Below are 18,236 nucleotides of genomic sequence, written 5' to 3'. Positions count from 1 at the left end.
CCGAGCGGATCTGCATGATTGACGTTTTTTCGTGCCGATCAATCATACCGCGCGTCAAACAACATTGCGGTAAAACAATAAATACACTGGAAAAAAAGCCACATCCGAGAACACCAGCGCGAAACCGGCGGGGTCATGTAGTCAGGATGGCTGATCCATGCTAGCAATCAGGCCTTGCAGTGCGCGCCCTGGACGCCGGGCGCGCAGCACGAAGCGTGCCGGATCGAGCGCATCGACCAGCGCCGTTTCCAGCGGCAGCGGCTCGCCCTCGAGTTGGGCCGCCAGCAATTCGGCGGCCAGCGGCGCCCAGATCAGGCCGCGCGAGGCATAGCCGAGCAGGCAATGCAGGCCGGGGTGGCGTGCAAGCTCGCGCAGGCGTTCGGTGGCGCCGGCGGCGGCGACATCCGGCAGGCGGCCCACCAGCGGCAAGCGGTCCGGCGCCACGCACCGAAAGCCCACCCGGCCGGCCAGGGGCGCGCCTTCGGCTGCCAGCGGGTCGGACACCAAGGCGCGCAGGCGCGCGATGTTTTCCTGCTGGCTCGATGCGCGCAGGCTGGGATCGTCGTCCAGGTCATAGGTGGCGCCAGCGCACACGATGCCGCCCGCCGCCGGGGTCAGGTAGGCTTCGCGGCACAGCACCAGCGGCAAGTTGGGGGCGGCGCCGCTTGGCAAGTGGGTGACCTGCCCACGCAGCGCCGCCAGCGGCAGGTCGGCCGACTGCGCCAAATGGCGTGCGCCGGCGCCGCTGGCCAGCACCGCGGTAGGTGCTTGCGCCACGACCGCGCCATCTTCGGTGCGCGCCTGCCATTGCTCGCCGGCTCGTTCGAGCCTGACGGGCCCTACCCCGAATCGCCGCGTCAAGCGCTCGCCGCACGAAGCCAGCATCGCCTCGCATACGCTGCCCGGCCGCGCCCAGCCGCCTTGCGCGAACAGCCAGGCGCCGTCGGGTGCGGGCAAGCCGAGCAGCGCTTCGGCCTGTTCTCGCTCGAGCCACCGCGCGAACTCTGGAGGATAGCTGCCTGCGCGGTCGATGGCACGCGCGACCTCGGCGTGGTTGGCGTCGCGCGCCAGTTGCAGCACGCCGCAGGCCTGGCCTTCGATGGCGCCGCCGATGCCGCCGAGCTGGCGCCAGGCCCGCAGCGCGTACAGGTAGGCCGCGCGCGTGAGGCGGGTCGGGATGTTGTCGTCGCGCGAGAGCAGCGGCATGAAGATGCCGGCCAGGTTGCCGGAAGCTTCCATGGCGGGCGCCGGATGGTGCTCGACCAGCGTGACGAGCCAGCCGCGCGCGCACAGCGAGGCAGCGGCGGCCGCACCGGCAAGGCCCGCGCCGACAATCAGCGCGCGCCGCTCGGGCGTGGGCGGCACCGGCAGGCGCGGCTTGCGGCTGGCAAACACGGCTTCGCCGTCGCCGCTGAACACGAAGCCCTGCGCCGCCAGCGCTGCGCGCTGTTCCTGATCCAGCCCGCTGGCGTACAAGCGGGCCTGGCTGGCTACCAGGCGTGCAAGCGGGCGGGCAAAGCCGGTGCCGGCGACCTTCGCCACAAACACCGCATCGGGCTGCGCGCCCAGCTGCGCCAGCGCCGGTTCCAGGGGCATGGCAAGCAGGGTCAGGCTCAAGCGTGGGTCGTCCTGGGGAATGCGGTGGAAACCCGGTTGCAGCGTCGATGTCAGCGCCACGATGTGCAGCCGCGCAGGACGCTCCGGGTCGGCGCGCCAGTCGGCCTGCAGCGCACGCACGGCAGCGTCGTCGTAGGCCGTATCGAATACCGTATAGCGTTCGCGGCCGCGCCAGTGGGCGCGCAGGTCCATGTCAGCGCCCGGCGTGGCGACGCTCGGCGTGGCGACGCCCGGCATGCCGGAAGCAGCCGCGGTCGTGGTCATCCACGATCCCGATGCCCTGCAGGTAAGCATAGACGATGGTCGAGCCGACGAACTTGAAGCCGCGCCTGGCCAGGTCTTTCGAGATGCGGTCGGACAGCGTGGTCGTGGCCGGGCGCGCACCGATGGGCCAGTCGTTGACGATCGGCTGGCCGTCGACCCAGCCCCACAGGTAGGCGTCGAGCGTCAGGCTTTGCTCGCGCATGGCGAGATAGGCCCTGGCATTGGTGATCGCCGCCGCCACCTTGAGGCGGTTGCGCACGATGCCGGGGTTGGCCAGCAACTCGGCCTTCTTGTCGTCGCCATAGCGTGCGATCTGTTCGGCATCCCAGCCATCGAAGGCGGCGCGGTAGCTGTCGCGCTTGTTCAAGATGGTCTCCCACGACAGCCCGGCCTGCGCGCCTTCGAGGTTGAGCATCTCGAACAGGGTGGTCTCGTCGTGGCAGGGCACGCCCCATTCGTGGTCGTGGTAGGCCAGGTAGCGCGGGTTGGCCACGTTGGCCCAGGAGCAGCGTTGCAAGATAGCGGATGCGGTCATTGCCGAAGTATAAATCAGCGGCGCGGGTGCTGACCTGCGCCTATTTGGTCGGCGCGCCCGCGGTCCCCATCGAGGTACGTCCTGACTTGGCGATCAATTCCTCGGCCATGATGAGGTGCTGTTCGACGATCGGACGGATTTTCGCGACCAGCGCCTTGACCTCGGGGTCTTTGGCGTCCTCGAGCCCATCCTTGAGCTTGCCGTGCGTGTCGCTGTGATCGGCGCGGCCCGATTGCTTGATATAGGTGCGGTTGAAGATTTCGCCCTTGAGCGCCTTGAGCATGGCCGTCTTGGCCTTGTACTTAATGTTGAGCTCGGTTGGCAATTCCACGCCCTTGGCCTTGGCCAGCGCCTCCACTTCGGCTTGCGCCTTGGTGTGGTCGTCGAGCATGCGCTGGGCGTAGCCCTTGACCTCAAGGTTGGTGCTCTTGTCGAGTGCAATTTTGGCGGTAGCGATCTCGGCCATGTTGGCCATCGCCAGGTCGGCCAGCACCTCGCGGTCCGCGTCTGCCAGTTTGGCCGCTGGCGCAGTGGCCGGCGCAGTGGCCGCTGCAGGGGCGTCCTGGGTCGCTGGCGCAGCCTGGCCGCGCGCGGCATGGGCAGGCGCGGCGCCAAGGATCGCTGCGGCGAGCGAGGCGGCAAGCATGGTGCCGATAGGGTGTTTCTTGTGCATGAAATTCTCCTGGAACACGTCAAGCGCGGTGGAACGCGAACGTCCCACCGGCGAGCTACCGATGATGTAGCGGTCAAGCTGATCAGAGTGTAGACCTGCAGTCGCCACCACAGCGCACGTTAGCCGTATTACAACATTTCGTCAGCAGACCTGCCCTGCTCCGGCCTGACTGTGGCGTGCGCCGTGCCGGCCCGTGCGGCGTATAGTGGAACGACGCGGCCGACGGCCGTGAGGAGCTCATGATGAAAAGCGATTTATCTCCCAACGGCGCCTGGCACGGTCTGCCGCTAAGTCCGGCGCAAAACCGCGAAGTGCTCAACTACATACAGCGCTGCGAGCGCGCAGGCGTGGCCTGGGATACCCCGGCACTGCGCGACATGCTGCACGATATGCTTCATCCGCCCGAAGTCGCCCTCGATAGTACCGACGAGCTCACGCAATACGCTGAAAACGAAGTGTTCGCGGCCACCCACGAAGAACCCGACGACCGGCCGGTGGACGACGCCCCCTGATTGACCCTGATCGGCGTTGATGGGTACTGATAGGCGCCGATAGGTGCTGGCTGCGTCAAACGCCTGTCACAATCGGCAGGCACACTAGCCTGGTCCTTCCGAAGGAAACTGGCAGCGCGAGCTGCCCTACCGGCGTCGGCAGTCGGGAAATATACCGGCACCAGATTATCGTAGCGGAATCAATATGTCGTAGGCATTATCGGGGCGGTTGCCGTCGTCCAGGCTCGGCGTGTAGCGGCGGTCGTAGCGCTCGATGCGCCAGGCAGCTTCGTCCGGCACCATGCCCAGTTGTTCCATGGCGGCGTTGCCGGTCACGTAAGTGGCCTGTACGCGCGCCATCGGTCCGCGGTGCGTCAGCAAGGCATAGCGCCGCTCTGGAATACGAATGGCGATCATGCCCGGGGGCAGTGCATTGAGATCGGCCACTTCGGTTGCAACGCATTCGAGATACACGCCGTCTTTTTCTTGCAGACGCAGGCTATAGCGCATGCCGCTCGATCCGCCCAGCTCGGCTTCGCGTTCCAGAAAGCTATCCCAGGTATCGGGCAAGTCCGCGTCCAGCACCGAAAACGGACCTGCCAGAGGCAGCCCGGCGAGCTTCATTTCAGGTAGGGTGACGGTTGAGATATGCATGATATTGCCTATAAGGGGACAAGGAAATTATAGCCTTAACCCTTCGGCAATATTGTCATCTGCGCAATCGTGCGCAAGCAATTGACGCTATTGACCTGCTATTCGTCGGGAAATGCCGTCAAGCCTGCTCCGACGACCGTCCACCCCCGCATTCGTGCCGTTCATCGCATACGCCACCCGCCCGCGCCGCGCCTGCCTAGAATGGCTTCACACCACTCACCGGAGACCACCATGCACGCCCTGATTCTCGCCACTGCCCTGTCGCTCGTTTCGATGAACACCTACGCTGACGAGCAGATTCGCCAGGTCGCGCCGTTCACGGGCATCAGTGTCCATGGCCCGGTCAGCCTGAACGTGGAAGCTGGCAAGGCGTTTTCCCTCAAGGTGATCGGCGACCCGCGCTTTATCGAGCGCGTCACCAGCGAAGTGGTGGGCGGCGAGCTGCGCCTGCACATGAAAGAAAGCACCCGCAACAGCATCGATTCGAACGACCGCATTCTGGTGACCATGCCCGAACTGCAGACCTTTTCCGGCGAAGGCGCCGGCCTCATGCGCCTGACCAAGGTGCGCGGCGAACGTCTCGACGTGAATTTCCGGGGCGCCGGCCGCCTGGCGATCGACGGCGAAGTACGCGCGCTGCGCCTGCGCGCCCAGGGCGTCGGCGAAGTCGATGCCAAGGGCCTGGTCACCAATCAAGCCGATGTCAGCTTCGAAGGTATCGGTTCGGTCAGCGTGCATGCCAGGGACAAGCTCAATGCCAAGGTACAGGGCATGGGCCAACTGACCTATTACGGCAACCCGCGCGTGGTGAGCAAGTCGGTGTCGGGCATCGGCAGCGTGGTCGCCGTCAAGTAAGCCTGGCTAGATCTTGTCGATCTGCGCGTTGATGCTGCGCAGCGCGCGTTCGCTGCGCTCGCTGTATCGGTCGGTCAGGTAGTCGCTGCGCCCGCGCATGAGCAGCGTGAACTTGAACAGCTCTTCCATCACGTCCACCACGCGATCGTAGTAGCTCGAGGCGCGCATGCGTCCCTCGTCGTCGAATTCCTTGTACGCCATCGGCACCGAGGACTGGTTCGGGATCGTGAACATGCGCATCCAGCGTCCCAGCAGGCGCATCGTGTTCACCACGTTGAACGACTGCGAGCCGCCGCATACCTGCATCACCGCCAGCGTGCGGCCCTGGCTTGGGCGCAGCGCGCCCTGCTCCAGCGGTATCCAGTCGATCTGGTTCTTCATCACCGCCGTGATCGCGCCGTGGCGCTCGGGGCTGCACCAGACCTGGCCTTCCGACCATAGCGACAGCGCGCGCAGCTCGACCACCTTCGGGTGCGTCTCGGGTACGCTGCCGGCCATCGGCAAGTCCATCGGGTCGAAGATTCTGACCTCGGCGCCAAAGTGCTCGAGGATGCGCGCCGCCTCGAAGGTGAGAAAGCGGCTGAACGAGCGCTCGCGCAGCGACCCATACAGCAGCAGGATGCGCGGCGGATGCGCCAGGCTGCCTTGCTGCGCCAGCTTGTCCATGGTCGGCATGTCGAGCTGCTCGGGCCTGAGGTTCGGAAGGTGTGGGATCGTGCTCATGGGGGGTCCTTGTTAGCTCAAGCGTAGCGCCAGCGCCGCCAACGTCAGCAGCAGCACCGGCAGCGTCAGCACCAAGCCGACGCGAAAATAGTATCGCCACGAGATGCGAATGCCCTTGCTTGCCAGGACATGCAGCCATAGCAGCGTCGCCAGGCTGCCGATCGGCGTGATCTTCGGCCCCAGGTCGCTGCCGATCACGTTTGCGTAGATCATGGCTTCGCGCACCGCGCCAGTGGTGGTGGTCGCATCGATCGACAGCGCGCCGATCAAGACGGTTGGCATGTTGTTCATCACCGAAGACAGTACGGCGGTAATCACGCCGGTACCCAGGGCCGCGCCCCAGATGCCATGTTCGGCGCAGCGCTCCAGCAGCGCAGTGAGGTAGCCGGTCAGGCCCGCGTTACGCAGGCCGTAGACAACCAGGTACATGCCGAGCGAGAACACCACCACCTGCCACGGCGCGCCGCGCAATACCTCGCGCGTGGCGATCCGGTGGCCGCGTGCGGCGACGGCAAACAGCAGCAGCGCGCCGAGCGCCGCCACCGCGCTGATCGGAACGCCCAGTTCATCGAGCCAGAAGAACCCGGCGAGCAGCATTGCCAGTACCCACCAGCCGGCGACGAAGGTGGCGCGGTCGTGGATCGCCGCGTCCGGATGGCGCAACTGCGCCAGGTCGTAGTCGGGCGGGATGTCGCGCCCGAAGAACCAGAGCAGCGCCCCCAGGGTGGCGGCGACCGACACCAGGTTGACCGGCACCATCACGGACGCGTAGCGCGCAAAACCGATGCCGAAATAATCGGCGCTCACGATGTTGACCAGGTTCGACACCACCAGCGGCAGGCTGGCGGTATCGGCAATGAAGCCAGCCGCCATCACAAAGGCCAGCGTGGCCTTTGGGGTGAAACGCAGCGCGGCCAGCATGGCGATGACAATCGGCGTGAGGATCAGCGCCGCGCCATCGTTGGCGAACAGCGCCGCCACCGCCGCGCCCAGCAGCACCAGCAGGATGAACAGGCGCCGGCCGTTGCCGCCACCCCAGCGCGCCACGTGCAGCGCCGCCCATTCGAAGAAGCCGGCCTTGTCCAGCAGCAGGCTGATGATGATGATCGCGACAAAGGCGCCAGTGGCGTTCCATACGATGCTCCAGACCACCGGAATGTCGCCCACCGAGATAACGCCGGCCAGCAGCGCCGCCAACGCGCCAAGGGACGCGCTCCAGCCAATGCCCAGGCCGCGCGGCTGCCAGATCACGAGCACGAGAGTGGCGGCGAAAATCAGAAAGGCCGGCAGCACGGGGCTCAATTCCCGAGCTTGCCGATGCGGTCGAGCTCGGTCTTGAAGCGGGTACGGTCCTGGACCAGTTCGTCCAGCGGCAGCGCCAGCAAGGCTTCGATGCGATCGCGCAGGATCGCGTAGGCGTGCTCGAACGCGGCGCTGATTTCTTCTGGCGTGCCTTCGACGTGACTCGGGTCGTCCACGCCCCAATGGGCGCGCAAGACCGGGCCGAGATAGGCCGGGCAGGTTTCGCCGGCCGCGCTGGCGCAGACCGTGATGACGATGTCGGGCGTCACCGGCAGCGCATCCCACGACTTGCTGTAGTAGCCGTCGTGCGCGATGCCCTTCTCGGCCAGCAGCTGCAGGGCGCGCGCATTGAGGCGCCCCATCGGCTGGCTGCCTGCGCTTAACGCACGCCAGCCTTCTGGCGCCAGGTGATTGAAGAGCGCTTCGGCGATGAGCGAGCGGCAGGAGTTGCCGGTGCAGAGAAACAGGACGTTGGTAGTGGTCATGGGCGAAGTTGGTAAAGTCAGGTGGTGGGGGTGCAGTCGGGCGCGCCGGCCGGGGTGCAGGGTTTGCCGCCGCAGCAGTTCTCGGTAAGAAAAGCGACCAGGCCATTCATGGTCTCGAACTGCGCCGCGTAGATGATGAAGCGACCATCCTGGCGCGCTGCGATCAGGCCCGCGTGGCTCAACTCCTTCAGGTGAAACGACAGCGACGACGCAGGAATGCCCAGCGCCACGGCGATCTTGCTGGCGGCGAGTCCCTCCGGACCGGTTTGCACCAGCAGGCGGAATACCGCCAGGCGCGACTCCTGGGCCAGCGCGGCCAGCGCGGCGATGGCGGTTGTGGTCTCCATGCGAGGGGCTCCAGTCATTTCCATGTTTATCGAATTATAGCCTGAAATTCTGACATTTCGAATATTATCGAAGCGTTGTGAGCAAACGTTGACGGGCTGGCACGCTTCAAGCGCCTGCGCTAGAGTGACGGGCTGGGTTCGTTACGCATCGGGAGATCAATTGTCGGCACGCAGGACCATCGGCATCCTTGCCGTCACGCAGATCGTGTCGTGGGGCGCGCTGTACTACGCGTTCGCGGTGCTGGCGCCTGCCATCCAGCGCGACCTCGGCATCGGCGCCGAAACGGCGTTCGCGGCTTTTTCCTGGAGCTTGCTGGTGGCCGGCATCAGCGCGACTCCCATCGGCGCGCTGGTCGACCGCCATGGCGGGCGCCATGTCATGGCGGCCGGCTCGCTGGTCTGCGCCGCGGGCCTGGTCTGGCTGTCGCGCTGCAGCACCACGCTGTCGTATTTCGGCGCCTGGACCGTCATTGGCCTGGCCATGGCGCTGACGCTGTACGAGGCCGCATTCGCCACCATCAATCGCAAGGTCGGACACGGCGCAGCGCGCGCCATCTCGACCCTGACCCTGTTCGCCGGCTTTTCCAGCACCATTTTCTGGCCGCTGACGCTCGCCATCGCGTCGCGCCTGGGATGGCGCGATACCTATCTCGTCTATGCGCTGCTGCAGCTCGCGCTCTGCCTGCCGCTGCACCTCTGGCTGGGACGCGATGCGCCCCACCCACCGGCGGCGCCGGATGCGCCGCGCGACAGCCACACACTGGCCGAAGCCGTGCGCCACCCGATCTTCTGGAAGCTGGCGCTGGCCTTTTCGGCGAATGTGTTCATTTTCTCGGCGCTGGCGGTGCACCTGATCCCGCTGCTGCAATCGCTTGGCCACACGGCCGCCACCGCGGTGATGCTGGCCGCGCTGGTCGGCCCGATGCAGGTCGCCGGCCGCATCGGCGAGCGCACGCTGGCCAGGGATACCGCACCACAAGTGGTGGGCCGCTTCGTGTTCGCGACCCTGCCCTTCGGGCTGCTGGTGCTGACCTTGCTGGGTACCCGGGCCTGGGCGGTCGCGCTGTTCTGCCTGCTGTACGGGATGAGCAACGGGGTACTCACGATCATCAGGGGCACCCTGCCACGCGCCCTGTTCGGCGCGCGCCACTACGGCGCCATCATGGGCGCGCTGGCGGCGCCTTCGCTGCTATCGAAGGCCGCAGCTCCGCTGCTGGCCGCGGCAATCCTGTCCGGTGCATCCGGCGCGACCATGCTGCCCTGGTGGCTGTGCGGCTGCGCGCTGGCTTCGCTGCTGCTGTACTTGTCCGCGACCCGGACTTCGCGCACGCCGGCAGCCAAGGCTGCATGATGGCGCTCAGCGCCTGGCCGATTCCATCTTCGGCAGCAGCACCGCCAGGACCCCGAGCAGCGGCAGATAAGAGGCAATCCGGTACACGTATTCGATGCCGGTGGTGTCGGCGATGGCGCCCATCGCGGCCGCGCCAATGCCGCTGATGCCGAACATCAGCCCGAAGAACAGGCCGGCGATCATGCCCACCTTGTCTGGCACCAGCTCCTGCGCGAACACCACGATGGCCGAGAACGCCGACGACATCACCAGGCCGATCACCACCGACAGCACGGCGGTCCAGAACAGGTTCGCATAAGGCAGCATCAGTGCAAACGGCGCCGCGCCCAGGATCGAGAACCAGATCACGCGCTTGCGCCCGATGCGGTCGCCGATCGGGCCGCCCGCGAACGTGCCCGCGGCCACCGCCGCCAGGAACAGGAACAGGTACATCTGCGCCGACTCGACCGACACCTGGAATTTCTCGATCAGGAAAAACGTGTAGTAGCTCGACAGGCTGGACATGTAGATGTATTTCGAAAACACCAGCAGCGCCAGCACCGTCAGCGCCCACAGTACGCGGCCGCGCGACATGCCGGCTCCCGCATGCACGGCGATCTTCTTCGCCGCATTGCGCAGGTGGCCCGCATACCAGCGGCTCACGAACACCAGCACCGCCACCGCCAGCAGCACCAGCAGCATCAGCCAGGCGATCCGGCCTTGCCCGCTGCCGATGATGATGGCCGCAGCCAGCAGCGGCCCGAACGCGGAACCGAGATTGCCGCCGACCTGGAACAGCGACTGCGCAAAGCCGAAGCGCCCGCCCGAGGCCAGGCGGGCCACGCGCGACGCCTCGGGGTGGAAGGTCGAGGAACCGATGCCGATCAGGCCCGCGGCCAGCAGCAGCACCGGGTAGCTGGGGGCCGTGGCCAGCAGCGCCACGCCACCCAGGGTGACGCACATCCCGAACGGCAGCAGAAAGGGCAAGGGGCGTTTATCGGTGTACAGGCCAATCCATGGCTGCAGCAGCGAGGCGGTGCACTGGAAGGTGAGCGTGATCAGGCCGATCTGGGTAAAGCTCAGCGCGAACTGCTGTTTCAGCAGCGGGTAGATGGCCGGCAGCACCGCCTGCACGCAGTCGTTGAGCAGGTGCACGAAGGCGACCGAGAACAGGATCTGCATGACGGCCGCGGGCGGGGCGGCGCCAGTAGCGGAAGAAGCTGGAGATGGTAGGGACATGGTGCGGGCCGGAACGACAAGCATGCCAGTGTACTATGCAACGATCATCTGCATCCGCGGCGTCCCTGCCAAATATTATTTGCCTGGAAGCCGCGCCATGCACATATCGTTTGCATGGCCTGCTGCCTTAGTTCGCTGCCGCCTCGTTCAACAGCGGCTGCCAGTTGCGGAACCAGGCGTCGGCGGCCGGCTCCCACGGATACACGCCTGCCGTATTCGGAAACACGATCTGGTAGGCGCGAAACGACGGACCGTCGTACAGCCACCAGGCCCAACCCATGTATTGCCTGAACTGCGTAGGCGACACCTCGACCAGTTCGCATTCGAAGCCGCCGCCGAGCAGGCCGGCGACGCGCGCGCCGGGCACGATGCTCTGGCCCGACTTGAGCATGGCATAGCAGGCGTTGAGCGCGGCCTGGGCAACCTCGTGGCGCAGGCCGATCACGATCAGTTCGGGCAAGCCGAGCGACTGCCCGATGCCGATCGAATAGGAAAATGGCGGCAGCTCGCCCGCCTCGGCCACGTGCAGGATGTGCAGGCCGTAGGTGTCGATGTCATCGAGCGCCTTGCGCTCGGCCGCGTGCTGGTTGCCATCCTCGCGCCAGCGTTCCCAGGGCGCGTCGAGGCCGGCCCGGTGGGCACTCCAGCCGGGCGGCAGGTCGCCCAGCTGGGCCAGGGTCGGATCGCGCTCGACGATGCAGCCCAGGCACATGCGCCTGCATTCGCCGGGCTGTTCGCTGCCCGCATCGAGAAATTGCCAGTCGCCCTTGACGTCATGCGTTACTTGCAGCACCGGCAGGCGGCCGCGCGCGACCTCGCCCGTGCAAAAGACGACGGTGTCGGCACTGTCCGCAAACGGCCAGTGCGAAAACGCGTGCGTATGTGTCGGCAGCGGCGTTGGCCCTCACATAAGATGAGATCAGAATCCTTATAAATCAATTACTTAGTCGGAAGGTTCTCACATAAGTTGAGATCAGTACGCACATAAGATGAGATTATTCAGCAAATTCTCACATAAGTTAAGATCATTCGGATTGTGTGTTTTTCAGGCAATTCGACCCGCGACTTACAGAACGATTCAAATTTGAGTCCATTGATTCGCTTACCGCACTGAACTGGATTTCATATTCCCTGCTCTACGGGCGCTAGCACTCCTTGGCGTAGCCGCTGGCATGTAAAGTCCAATCATCCAGTTTGGTGCCATCGCCAAGTTGAATCGCCACGAGTTTCCTAGACACTCGCGAGCCGCTTGAAATACTGCTTTTCATACTCGACCGGCGACAAGTCATTGCTGAAGCTGTGCCGGCGCTTTGGATTGTAAAACATCTCAATGTAATCGAAGACATCCTGCTTTGCCTCTTCCCGAGTGCCGTAGGTCTTGCGTCGGATTCGTTCCCTTTTCAGGAGCTGGAAGAAGCTCTCGGCCACGGCGTTATCGTGACAGTTCCCACGTCGGCTCATGCTCTGCTGCAGGTTATGCTCGTCCAGGAAGTCGCGCCAGTCGTAGCTACTGAATTGGCTGCCCTGATCGGAATGCACCATCACTGCATTCTTGGGTTGCCGACGCCAGACGGCCATCAAGAGCGCATTCATCGCCAGCTCGCGGTCAATTCGAGAACTCATCGACCAGCCGACCACCTGACGCGAAAACAGGTCCAGTACAACGGCCAGATAAAGCCACCCTTCGTAAGTGCGAATGTACGTGATGTCCGTCACCCAGACCCGATTCGGTTCCTGCACGTCGAATTGGCGCTGTAGATGATTAGGCGCCACCAGCGAAGGGGCGCCGCCTCGTTTGTATTTCCGCTTGGCGTAACCGGTTTGCGAACGAAACCCGGCCGACCTCATGAGACGGTGGACGCGATTGACGCCGCATTGCTCACCGAGCTCGCGCAGGTCGTCGCTGACTTTGCGGTAGCCGTACACGCTGCCGCTTTCCAGCCACGATTCCTTGATTGAAACCAGAAGGCGCTTGTCTTCTTTGGTGCGACGGCTTTCGGGGTTCAGACTCCAGGCATAGAAGCCGCTCGGATGCACCTCGAGCACTTTGCACAGCCGACGCACCGGGAACTGGTCCTGTAACTCAGCAATTAAGGTGTACCTTACCCGGACGTCTTGGCAAAGTACACCGCGGCTTTTTTCAATATGTCACGCTCCTCCGTGACGCGCTTGAGCTCGGCCTTCAGGCGCCTCATCTCGTCGGCCTGGGCATCGACGGCCTTGCGCTCCGTCTCAGGCACGCCGTAGCGCTTCGTCCAAGCGTAGAGGCTATGAATGCTTATCCCGAGCCGCGCCGCTACTTCGCTCGGTGGGTGACCGCCCTGCGCCACCTGCTTGATCGCTGCAATCTTGAACTCTTCTGTGTACCGCTTACCGCTCATATCTTCTCCTTGTGCCCGACATTATGGGTCAGAAGTGTCTACGATAGTCGTGGCGATTCAGACTGAACTTCTCAACCAGTCAAAGTGACTTTGAGAAATTCATATACGAGACTGCGCGCATGGAAAGCATCGGCAACAAGGGCAGCCGCTCGGACATGGTAGAGCAACCTCCTGAGGAGGCGCTGGACGACAAGCGCAAGAGCAAGAAATAACCGAGCGCTCGGCAAGGTAATGCGCCAACATTTTCATCCAAGCTCTGTCATGCAAGCAACAGCCGTAACCGGACAGCTAAGTGCCGAGAGATGGCAAGGTTGCAGGGTATGGGGGCGCTTTAGCCCCCATGTAGACCACCACGCTCGCCCGCCGTTGAATCATGACTCGGTCGTGGTGCCGGCCTGCCGCTGGCCGCGTTCGCGCCATGCCAAACCGTTTTTGAATTCCAGTGCTACGGCTGCACCCGTGTCCATTTGCCGGCACTGACCCCGCCGCCCCGCGACATGATACGAACAAGATACGAATCATGGGAAATATCCTGCCTGCTCGGCAAACCCTGTCTCCTGGTCGAACTACCGCACAAACCGATAGGTGAGCCAAGTCGGTCTATGCCGTGTTTTGATTAATTCATAGATCGCAATAAAAGCCCGCTCTTTACGCATACATTCGTCCTCAGCAATGGCTTGCTGCTCGCCATGTGAGATTTGAGACCTAACTATCTCATCTGGAAACTCGGGAATTTCATTATCCAACACTCGGTATTCACTCCAATTTTCATCATAAAAAATTAGACTTGCATTCTCTCCGAACCACTCAACCACCAAGAGAGCGTTAACAAAATCCTTCAATCCAAATACTCGGTGCCATAAAGGCCTCGCTCCCCCTTCCAAGCCAACCCAGAGGCGTCCGGCCTGGATCTCTTCCGCCTTCAGAATGATCTTATTGAGCTCATCAAAGGATGATGCCTTAAACCGCTCGCCATTCAACTCAATTAGATATGCCGGGTGATCACCATTAGCTAGACTATTCATAAAGTTACCTATGGCGAGCGACGTCGGCATCCCGCTTAAGTCGACGCACATTCCAAGCTTCAAGAGCTGTCGTAAACCCGAAAACTGCAATCCCAACCAGTGCAAACTTTATAGCCCAGTAGATTTCAGCGAGAAATAGAGGAACGAGTATCGCCACGAGAACTGCAATTAATCGAAGTCCGCTTTTAACGCGAACACGTGACTGCTTTATGCGTACTTGAATATCCATATTTCTATCCGTTGTTCAGTTGGCGCATTAATCGTCCCTAGTTGCCTCAGAAACAGCTTTCGTTGCAGGCGCACCATATATTCCCAATACCGTACCACGAAAGCCAACCTCGACTGCATTACGCGTAGCTGTTGCACCGTTCATCCAACTGTTGAAACCAGCACTGATTGGCATATAGTTAAATCCGGCGTTAAACTGCCCCATGCGCTGTGGAATTAGCCAATGGTGCAAACTCTGCCCATTTGCCTTTAGCCAGGCTTTCCCGCCGCCAGCAGCCGTGCTCCACATGCTACGCACACTTCCCCATTTACGTGCATCCGAAACAATGCGGGTAAGCCCCAACTGAAGCCCATCAAGTCCCGTTTTTTTACCCATTTGATACAGCACATTCTTACCCAAATGGACGCCTCCAAAGGCTAGGCTGTGGACGACACCCGCATTTTCACCGTAGCCATACGCATCCGACGACTTATCAACACTATCCCCTCCTAGTAGTGTTCCTCGCGCGGCCGAGGACAGTCCGAAGGACAAGGTATCTCCAAAGCCAGCGACTGAATTGACAACTCCTGGCGATTCAACGTGCGCTTAGTCGCTATTGCAAATACTCCCGAAGAGCAGGAAAAATGGCATTTGAAAATACTGATCGCCTAGCCTTAGAGCGCGCGCGCAAGCGTGGATTCACCTACACCATAGTCGACACTTCCTCGTACGACTGGCACGAATACGTCTTCCGCATTTACATCGGCCCGCACGTTGCGCAAGGCTTTGATGCTGGCGAGATCAAAGGACTGCTTGAAGCACTGCTTCGTTTTAGTGGTTCTGAAAAGACTACGCTTTGGGTGGACATCACGACAGACATCGTACATGAGTCCCTGATCGAGGCGATCGCACGATTTCAGTACATGGAACCGAACCTGTACGTGAGTTTTAAGAACATGGCCTCGCATGCACCAGCCCCTGAGTTGCCCGACCGACTACAAGCTGCTGTCGAAAAAGCAGCGTCTCGGCGCATGATGTGGCACCCGATTCGTTGTACCGAAGTGCGCGCCCGGCCGTCATTGGACCGCAAGAATTACAAAGCCGAGTAATCCACTATGCAATGGTTGCTTGTTGTCTTGATTATGAATCAGCCTGTCAAAACTGATCTAACCTTCGAGTCTCTGAAAGCGTGTATGGAGGCCGAGGAACAAATGCGCAGGGAGTGGGCGAATCGTTTCAACGAAGCGATGTCCCAACCAGCTTTTCAAAAATTGTCAGCAGAAGACAAGAAAGCAAGCCGAACGTTCATGCTTAGTCAGGCAAATTCTGGAACTTGCATTCCCACGAAATAGACCGGAAAACAAGAATGACGACGACGCTCAACAAAGGGGACGCCTTCCAGCCTGGCGAAGTATGGAAGACGCCGAAGGGCGGGTTGTACCGCGTGATGGGCTACGAGCACAAGCCGGGCAAACCGAAACAGGCAGTGCTGAACGTGAGTTCTGACTTCTCTAGATATCGCTGAACGGCCCAACGACCTGAGCAAGCGTACCTTGGTTGACTCGTCGGTCAATGATTTCCTCGACTTTGCATTGAATGATAGTGTCGATTGGGATGTTGAAGCGCAAAAGCTTCTTTTGCCCTAAGTCTCTAATGGGTTGCAAGCTGCTGCTGAAAGCAGCAGATCGGCGTCGATCACTTCTCCACATACCTAGCGAACTATCTACGAGCGTTGCGTCGAGCGGCAATCGCAAACCTGATCCGGCGTATGACTTCCCCGCGCATATCTTAAAAATTAATCACAAGTGTAACTCTGCCGCCGCGGAGGTACCTCACGTACGTTTCCGGCTGGCGTGGTTGCACAGATACCCGGCGGTTGGCGGAGTAAAGTAGAGATCCGAAGTGGCCACACGCGATCTCAACTTATGCGAGAAAAATCTCACTTTATGCGAGAAAAATCTCAACTTATGCGAAACCCAACGAGCGGTGCCTCCCGGGCCGGTTGGGTCAGTCGAACTGGCTGAAGTCGGGCTTGCGCTTCTGGAAGAAGGCCATGAAAGCCTCTTTCGCCTCGGGTGCCAGCAGCATGGCGGCGAAGCGTTCGTTCTCGGCCGCGATCGCGCCCTCGATGGCGTCGATGCGCGGACGCTTCATCAGCGCCTTGGTGGTGCGCACCGAAGCCGCCGGCAGCGCCACCAGTTTGGCCGCCTGTTGTTCGGCGAAGGCGCGCAGCTCGAGCGCCGGCAGCACGCGCGTGACCAGGCCCATTTCGGCCGCTTCCTGCGCGCCGAAGGCTTCGCCCAGCAGCAGCTTCTCGGCCGCGCGCGGGTAGCCGGCCAATTGGGCCAGCAGCAGCGAAGAACCGAATTCCGGGCACAGGCCCAGCTGGGTGAAGGGCATCGAGAACTTGGCGTTGTCGGCCGCGTACACCAGGTCGCAGTGCATCAGCATGGTGGTGCCGATGCCGATGGCGGCGCCGGCCACGGCCGCGATCACCGGCTTGCTCGATCCGTGCAGCGCGCGCATGAACTGGAACACCGGACGGTTCTCGGCCGGGACGCCCGGCACCGGGGCCGAATTCTTCATGAAGTCATCCAGGTCGTTACCGGCGGTGAAGATCTCGGGCTTGCCGGCGATCAGGATGGCGCGCACCGCGCTGTCCTGCTCGGCGTCGAGCAGCGCGTCGGCCATCGCCTGGTACATCACGGCCGTGATCGCGTTCTTGCGTTCAAGGCGGTTGAATTCGATGGTAAGCAGGCCGGCGGCCTTGGTGATCAACATATCCATGTTCTGGAGTCTCCCGTATTTTTCTGAGGCTGGTTGGACGCGTGGGGCAGGCCGGGCCACTGGCCTGACCTGCCCCACGCGGTGATACGCAAACGATTGATTAGACGCGTTCGATGATACCTGCAGCGCCCATGCCGGCGCCGACGCACATCGTCACCATGCCGTACTTCAGGTTATTGCGGCGCAGTGCGTGCACCACGGTCGCGGCGCGGATCGCGCCGGTCGCGCCCAGCGGGTGGCCCAGCGCAATGGCGCCACCCATCGGATTGACCTTGCTGGTGTCCAGGCCAAGGTCGCGGATCACGGCCAGCGCCTGGGCGGCAAAGGCTTCGTTCAGTTCGATCCAGTCCAGCTGGTCCTGGGTGATGCCGGCGGCGGCCAGCGCTGCAGGAATGGCCACCTTCGGGCCGATGCCCATGATTTCAGGCGGCACGCCGCGCACGGCGAAGGACGAGAACTTGGCCAGCGGGGTCAGGTTGTGCTCGCGCAGGATCTTCTCGCTGACCACGATCAGCGCACCGGCGCCGTCCGACATCTGCGACGACGTCGCGGCGGTGACGGTGCCCTTGGCCGCGAACACCGGCTTGAGCTTGGCCATGCCTTCCATGCTCGCATCGGCGCGCGGGCCTTCGTCGAGGTCGACGGTGCGGCGTTTCACGGTGATTTCACCGGTGGCCAGGTTCGGCGTACGGGTGATGATCTCGACCGGGGTGATCTCGTCCTTGAAATGGCCGGCCTGCTGGGCGGCGATGGCGCGGCGGTGCGATTCCAGGCCAAAGGCGTCCTGGTCTTCGCGCGAGACCTTCCACTGGTTCGCCACGTTCTCGGCGGTCAGGCCCATGCCGTAGGCCAGGCCCACGTTTTCGTCCTTGAACGTGTCCATGTTGATCGACGGGTGGTGGCCCATCATCGGCACCATCGACATCGATTCGACGCCGCCGGCGATCATCACGTCGGCTTCGCCGACGCGGATGCGGTCGGCCGCCATGGCCAGGGCGGTGATGCCCGAAGCGCAGTAGCGGTTCACGGTCACGCCGCCCACGGTGTTCGGCAGGCCGGCCAGCACCACGGCGTTACGCGCCACGTTGAAGCCCTGCTCCGCTTCCGGGAACGAGCAGCCAATGATGGCGTCGATGATCAATGCCGGGTCCAGGTTCGGCACTGCCGCCATGGCGCCGCGGATCGCGTGCACCAACAGGTCGTCCGGGCGGGTCTTGTTGAAGAAGCCGCGCGGCGCCTTGCCGATCGGGGTACGGGTGGCGGCGACGATGTATGCGTCTTGAAGTTGTTTGCTCATGTCAGTCTTCCTGTTCTGTTCGC

General features: G+C 62.6%; 20 protein-coding genes. 5 read left to right on the top strand and 15 right to left on the bottom strand.

Features of this window, described 5'->3' with window-relative positions:
- Nucleotides 1-141: 141 nt before the first annotated feature.
- From mnmC to NRS07_RS03415, 3 genes are read right to left on the bottom strand one after another with little or no spacing between them, the layout of a single operon-like run.
- Nucleotides 142-1,881 carry an FAD-dependent 5-carboxymethylaminomethyl-2-thiouridine(34) oxidoreductase MnmC gene (gene mnmC, locus NRS07_RS03425; RefSeq protein ID WP_307729913.1) on the bottom strand — a complete coding sequence of 580 codons (1,740 nt, stop codon included), beginning with the start codon at nt 1,879-1,881 and terminating at the stop codon, nt 142-144.
- The gene (locus NRS07_RS03420) at nt 1,811-2,416 is read right to left on the bottom strand and encodes a DNA-3-methyladenine glycosylase I (protein ID WP_259211229.1); all 606 of its coding nucleotides are present in this window, start codon (nt 2,414-2,416) and stop codon (nt 1,811-1,813) included. Before NRS07_RS03420 ends, mnmC begins: the two co-directional genes overlap by 71 nt.
- A 40-nt stretch (nt 2,417-2,456) precedes the next feature.
- The gene (locus NRS07_RS03415) at nt 2,457-3,089 is read right to left on the bottom strand and encodes a DUF4142 domain-containing protein (protein WP_259211228.1); all 633 of its coding nucleotides are present in this window, start codon (nt 3,087-3,089) and stop codon (nt 2,457-2,459) included.
- A gap of 239 nt (nt 3,090-3,328) precedes the next feature.
- Here NRS07_RS03415 and NRS07_RS03410 point away from each other — a divergent pair, with 239 nt between their 5' ends.
- Nucleotides 3,329-3,601, top strand: a complete 273-nt coding sequence (locus NRS07_RS03410; protein ID WP_259211225.1) for a hypothetical protein — start codon at nt 3,329-3,331, stop codon at nt 3,599-3,601.
- A gap of 165 nt (nt 3,602-3,766) precedes the next feature.
- Here NRS07_RS03410 and NRS07_RS03405 read toward each other — a convergent pair whose 3' ends face one another.
- A complete protein-coding gene (locus NRS07_RS03405; RefSeq protein ID WP_259211221.1) occupies nt 3,767-4,234 on the bottom strand; it encodes a GyrI-like domain-containing protein in 468 nt (155 codons plus the stop codon).
- 231 nt (nt 4,235-4,465) lie between these two features.
- On the opposite strand from NRS07_RS03405, the gene NRS07_RS03400 reads away from it, so the two are divergent.
- A complete protein-coding gene (locus NRS07_RS03400) occupies nt 4,466-5,089 on the top strand; it encodes a DUF2807 domain-containing protein (RefSeq protein ID WP_259211217.1) in 624 nt (207 codons plus the stop codon).
- A 6-nt stretch (nt 5,090-5,095) separates the two neighbouring features.
- On the opposite strand, the gene arsH is transcribed toward NRS07_RS03400, so the two are convergent.
- From arsH to NRS07_RS03380, 4 genes are read right to left on the bottom strand one after another with little or no spacing between them, the layout of a single operon-like run.
- Entirely contained in the window at nt 5,096-5,812 is a 717-nt protein-coding gene (gene arsH, locus NRS07_RS03395; RefSeq protein WP_259211214.1) for an arsenical resistance protein ArsH, read from the bottom strand.
- Between the two features lie 12 nt (nt 5,813-5,824).
- On the bottom strand, nt 5,825-7,105 hold the full coding sequence (locus NRS07_RS03390; RefSeq protein WP_259211211.1) for an arsenic transporter: 1,281 nt from the start codon (nt 7,103-7,105) through the stop codon (nt 5,825-5,827).
- Nucleotides 7,106-7,110: 5 nt separating this feature from the next.
- On the bottom strand, nt 7,111-7,599 hold the full coding sequence (locus NRS07_RS03385; RefSeq protein ID WP_259211208.1) for an arsenate reductase ArsC: 489 nt from the start codon (nt 7,597-7,599) through the stop codon (nt 7,111-7,113).
- Between the two features lie 17 nt (nt 7,600-7,616).
- Nucleotides 7,617-7,946, bottom strand: coding sequence for a helix-turn-helix transcriptional regulator (locus NRS07_RS03380; protein ID WP_259211206.1), 330 nt, complete (start codon nt 7,944-7,946; stop codon nt 7,617-7,619).
- A 160-nt stretch (nt 7,947-8,106) separates the two neighbouring features.
- Between NRS07_RS03380 and NRS07_RS03375 the strand changes: the two genes are divergently transcribed.
- Complete coding sequence (locus tag NRS07_RS03375) at nt 8,107-9,297, top strand: MFS transporter (RefSeq protein ID WP_259211204.1); 1,191 nt, start codon at nt 8,107-8,109, stop codon at nt 9,295-9,297.
- Nucleotides 9,298-9,303: 6 nt separating this feature from the next.
- Here NRS07_RS03375 and NRS07_RS03370 read toward each other — a convergent pair whose 3' ends face one another.
- The 5 genes from NRS07_RS03370 to NRS07_RS03350 all read right to left on the bottom strand — a co-directional run bounded on the left by NRS07_RS03370 (nt 9,304) and on the right by NRS07_RS03350 (nt 14,681).
- Nucleotides 9,304-10,515: an MFS transporter gene (locus NRS07_RS03370; RefSeq protein ID WP_373889855.1), complete on the bottom strand. Its 1,212-nt coding sequence runs from the start codon at nt 10,513-10,515 to the stop codon at nt 9,304-9,306.
- Between the two features lie 127 nt (nt 10,516-10,642).
- On the bottom strand, nt 10,643-11,308 hold the full coding sequence (locus tag NRS07_RS03365; protein WP_259211203.1) for a DUF4262 domain-containing protein: 666 nt from the start codon (nt 11,306-11,308) through the stop codon (nt 10,643-10,645).
- Between the two features lie 437 nt (nt 11,309-11,745).
- A protein-coding gene (locus tag NRS07_RS03360) for an IS3 family transposase (RefSeq protein ID WP_259211202.1) occupies nt 11,746-12,896 on the bottom strand; the annotation gives its coding sequence in 2 pieces (ribosomal slippage) (nt 11,746-12,650 and nt 12,650-12,896; 1,152 coding nt in all).
- A 566-nt stretch (nt 12,897-13,462) separates the two neighbouring features.
- Nucleotides 13,463-13,921 carry a hypothetical protein gene (locus NRS07_RS03355; protein ID WP_259211201.1) on the bottom strand — a complete coding sequence of 153 codons (459 nt, stop codon included), beginning with the start codon at nt 13,919-13,921 and terminating at the stop codon, nt 13,463-13,465.
- A 256-nt stretch (nt 13,922-14,177) separates the two neighbouring features.
- The gene (locus NRS07_RS03350) at nt 14,178-14,681 is read right to left on the bottom strand and encodes a hypothetical protein (protein WP_259211199.1); all 504 of its coding nucleotides are present in this window, start codon (nt 14,679-14,681) and stop codon (nt 14,178-14,180) included.
- A gap of 92 nt (nt 14,682-14,773) precedes the next feature.
- On the opposite strand from NRS07_RS03350, the gene NRS07_RS03345 reads away from it, so the two are divergent.
- Entirely contained in the window at nt 14,774-15,238 is a 465-nt protein-coding gene (locus tag NRS07_RS03345) for a hypothetical protein (protein ID WP_259211198.1), read from the top strand.
- A 257-nt stretch (nt 15,239-15,495) separates the two neighbouring features.
- Nucleotides 15,496-15,654, top strand: a complete 159-nt coding sequence (locus tag NRS07_RS03340; protein ID WP_259211196.1) for a hypothetical protein — start codon at nt 15,496-15,498, stop codon at nt 15,652-15,654.
- A gap of 482 nt (nt 15,655-16,136) precedes the next feature.
- Here NRS07_RS03340 and NRS07_RS03335 read toward each other — a convergent pair whose 3' ends face one another.
- Nucleotides 16,137-16,916 (bottom strand): enoyl-CoA hydratase, encoded by a 780-nt coding sequence (locus tag NRS07_RS03335; protein ID WP_259211195.1) that lies wholly within the window; start codon nt 16,914-16,916, stop codon nt 16,137-16,139.
- Nucleotides 16,917-17,016: 100 nt separating this feature from the next.
- Complete coding sequence (locus NRS07_RS03330) at nt 17,017-18,213, bottom strand: acetyl-CoA C-acyltransferase (RefSeq protein ID WP_259211192.1); 1,197 nt, start codon at nt 18,211-18,213, stop codon at nt 17,017-17,019.
- Nucleotides 18,214-18,236 lie beyond the last annotated feature (23 nt).

It is taken from the genome of Massilia sp. H6, assembly GCF_024802625.1.
Classification (GTDB): Bacteria; Pseudomonadota; Gammaproteobacteria; order Burkholderiales; family Burkholderiaceae_D; genus Telluria.
Note: the sequence above shows the minus strand (reverse complement) of the source record. Positions and strands in the feature narration are given on the sequence as shown.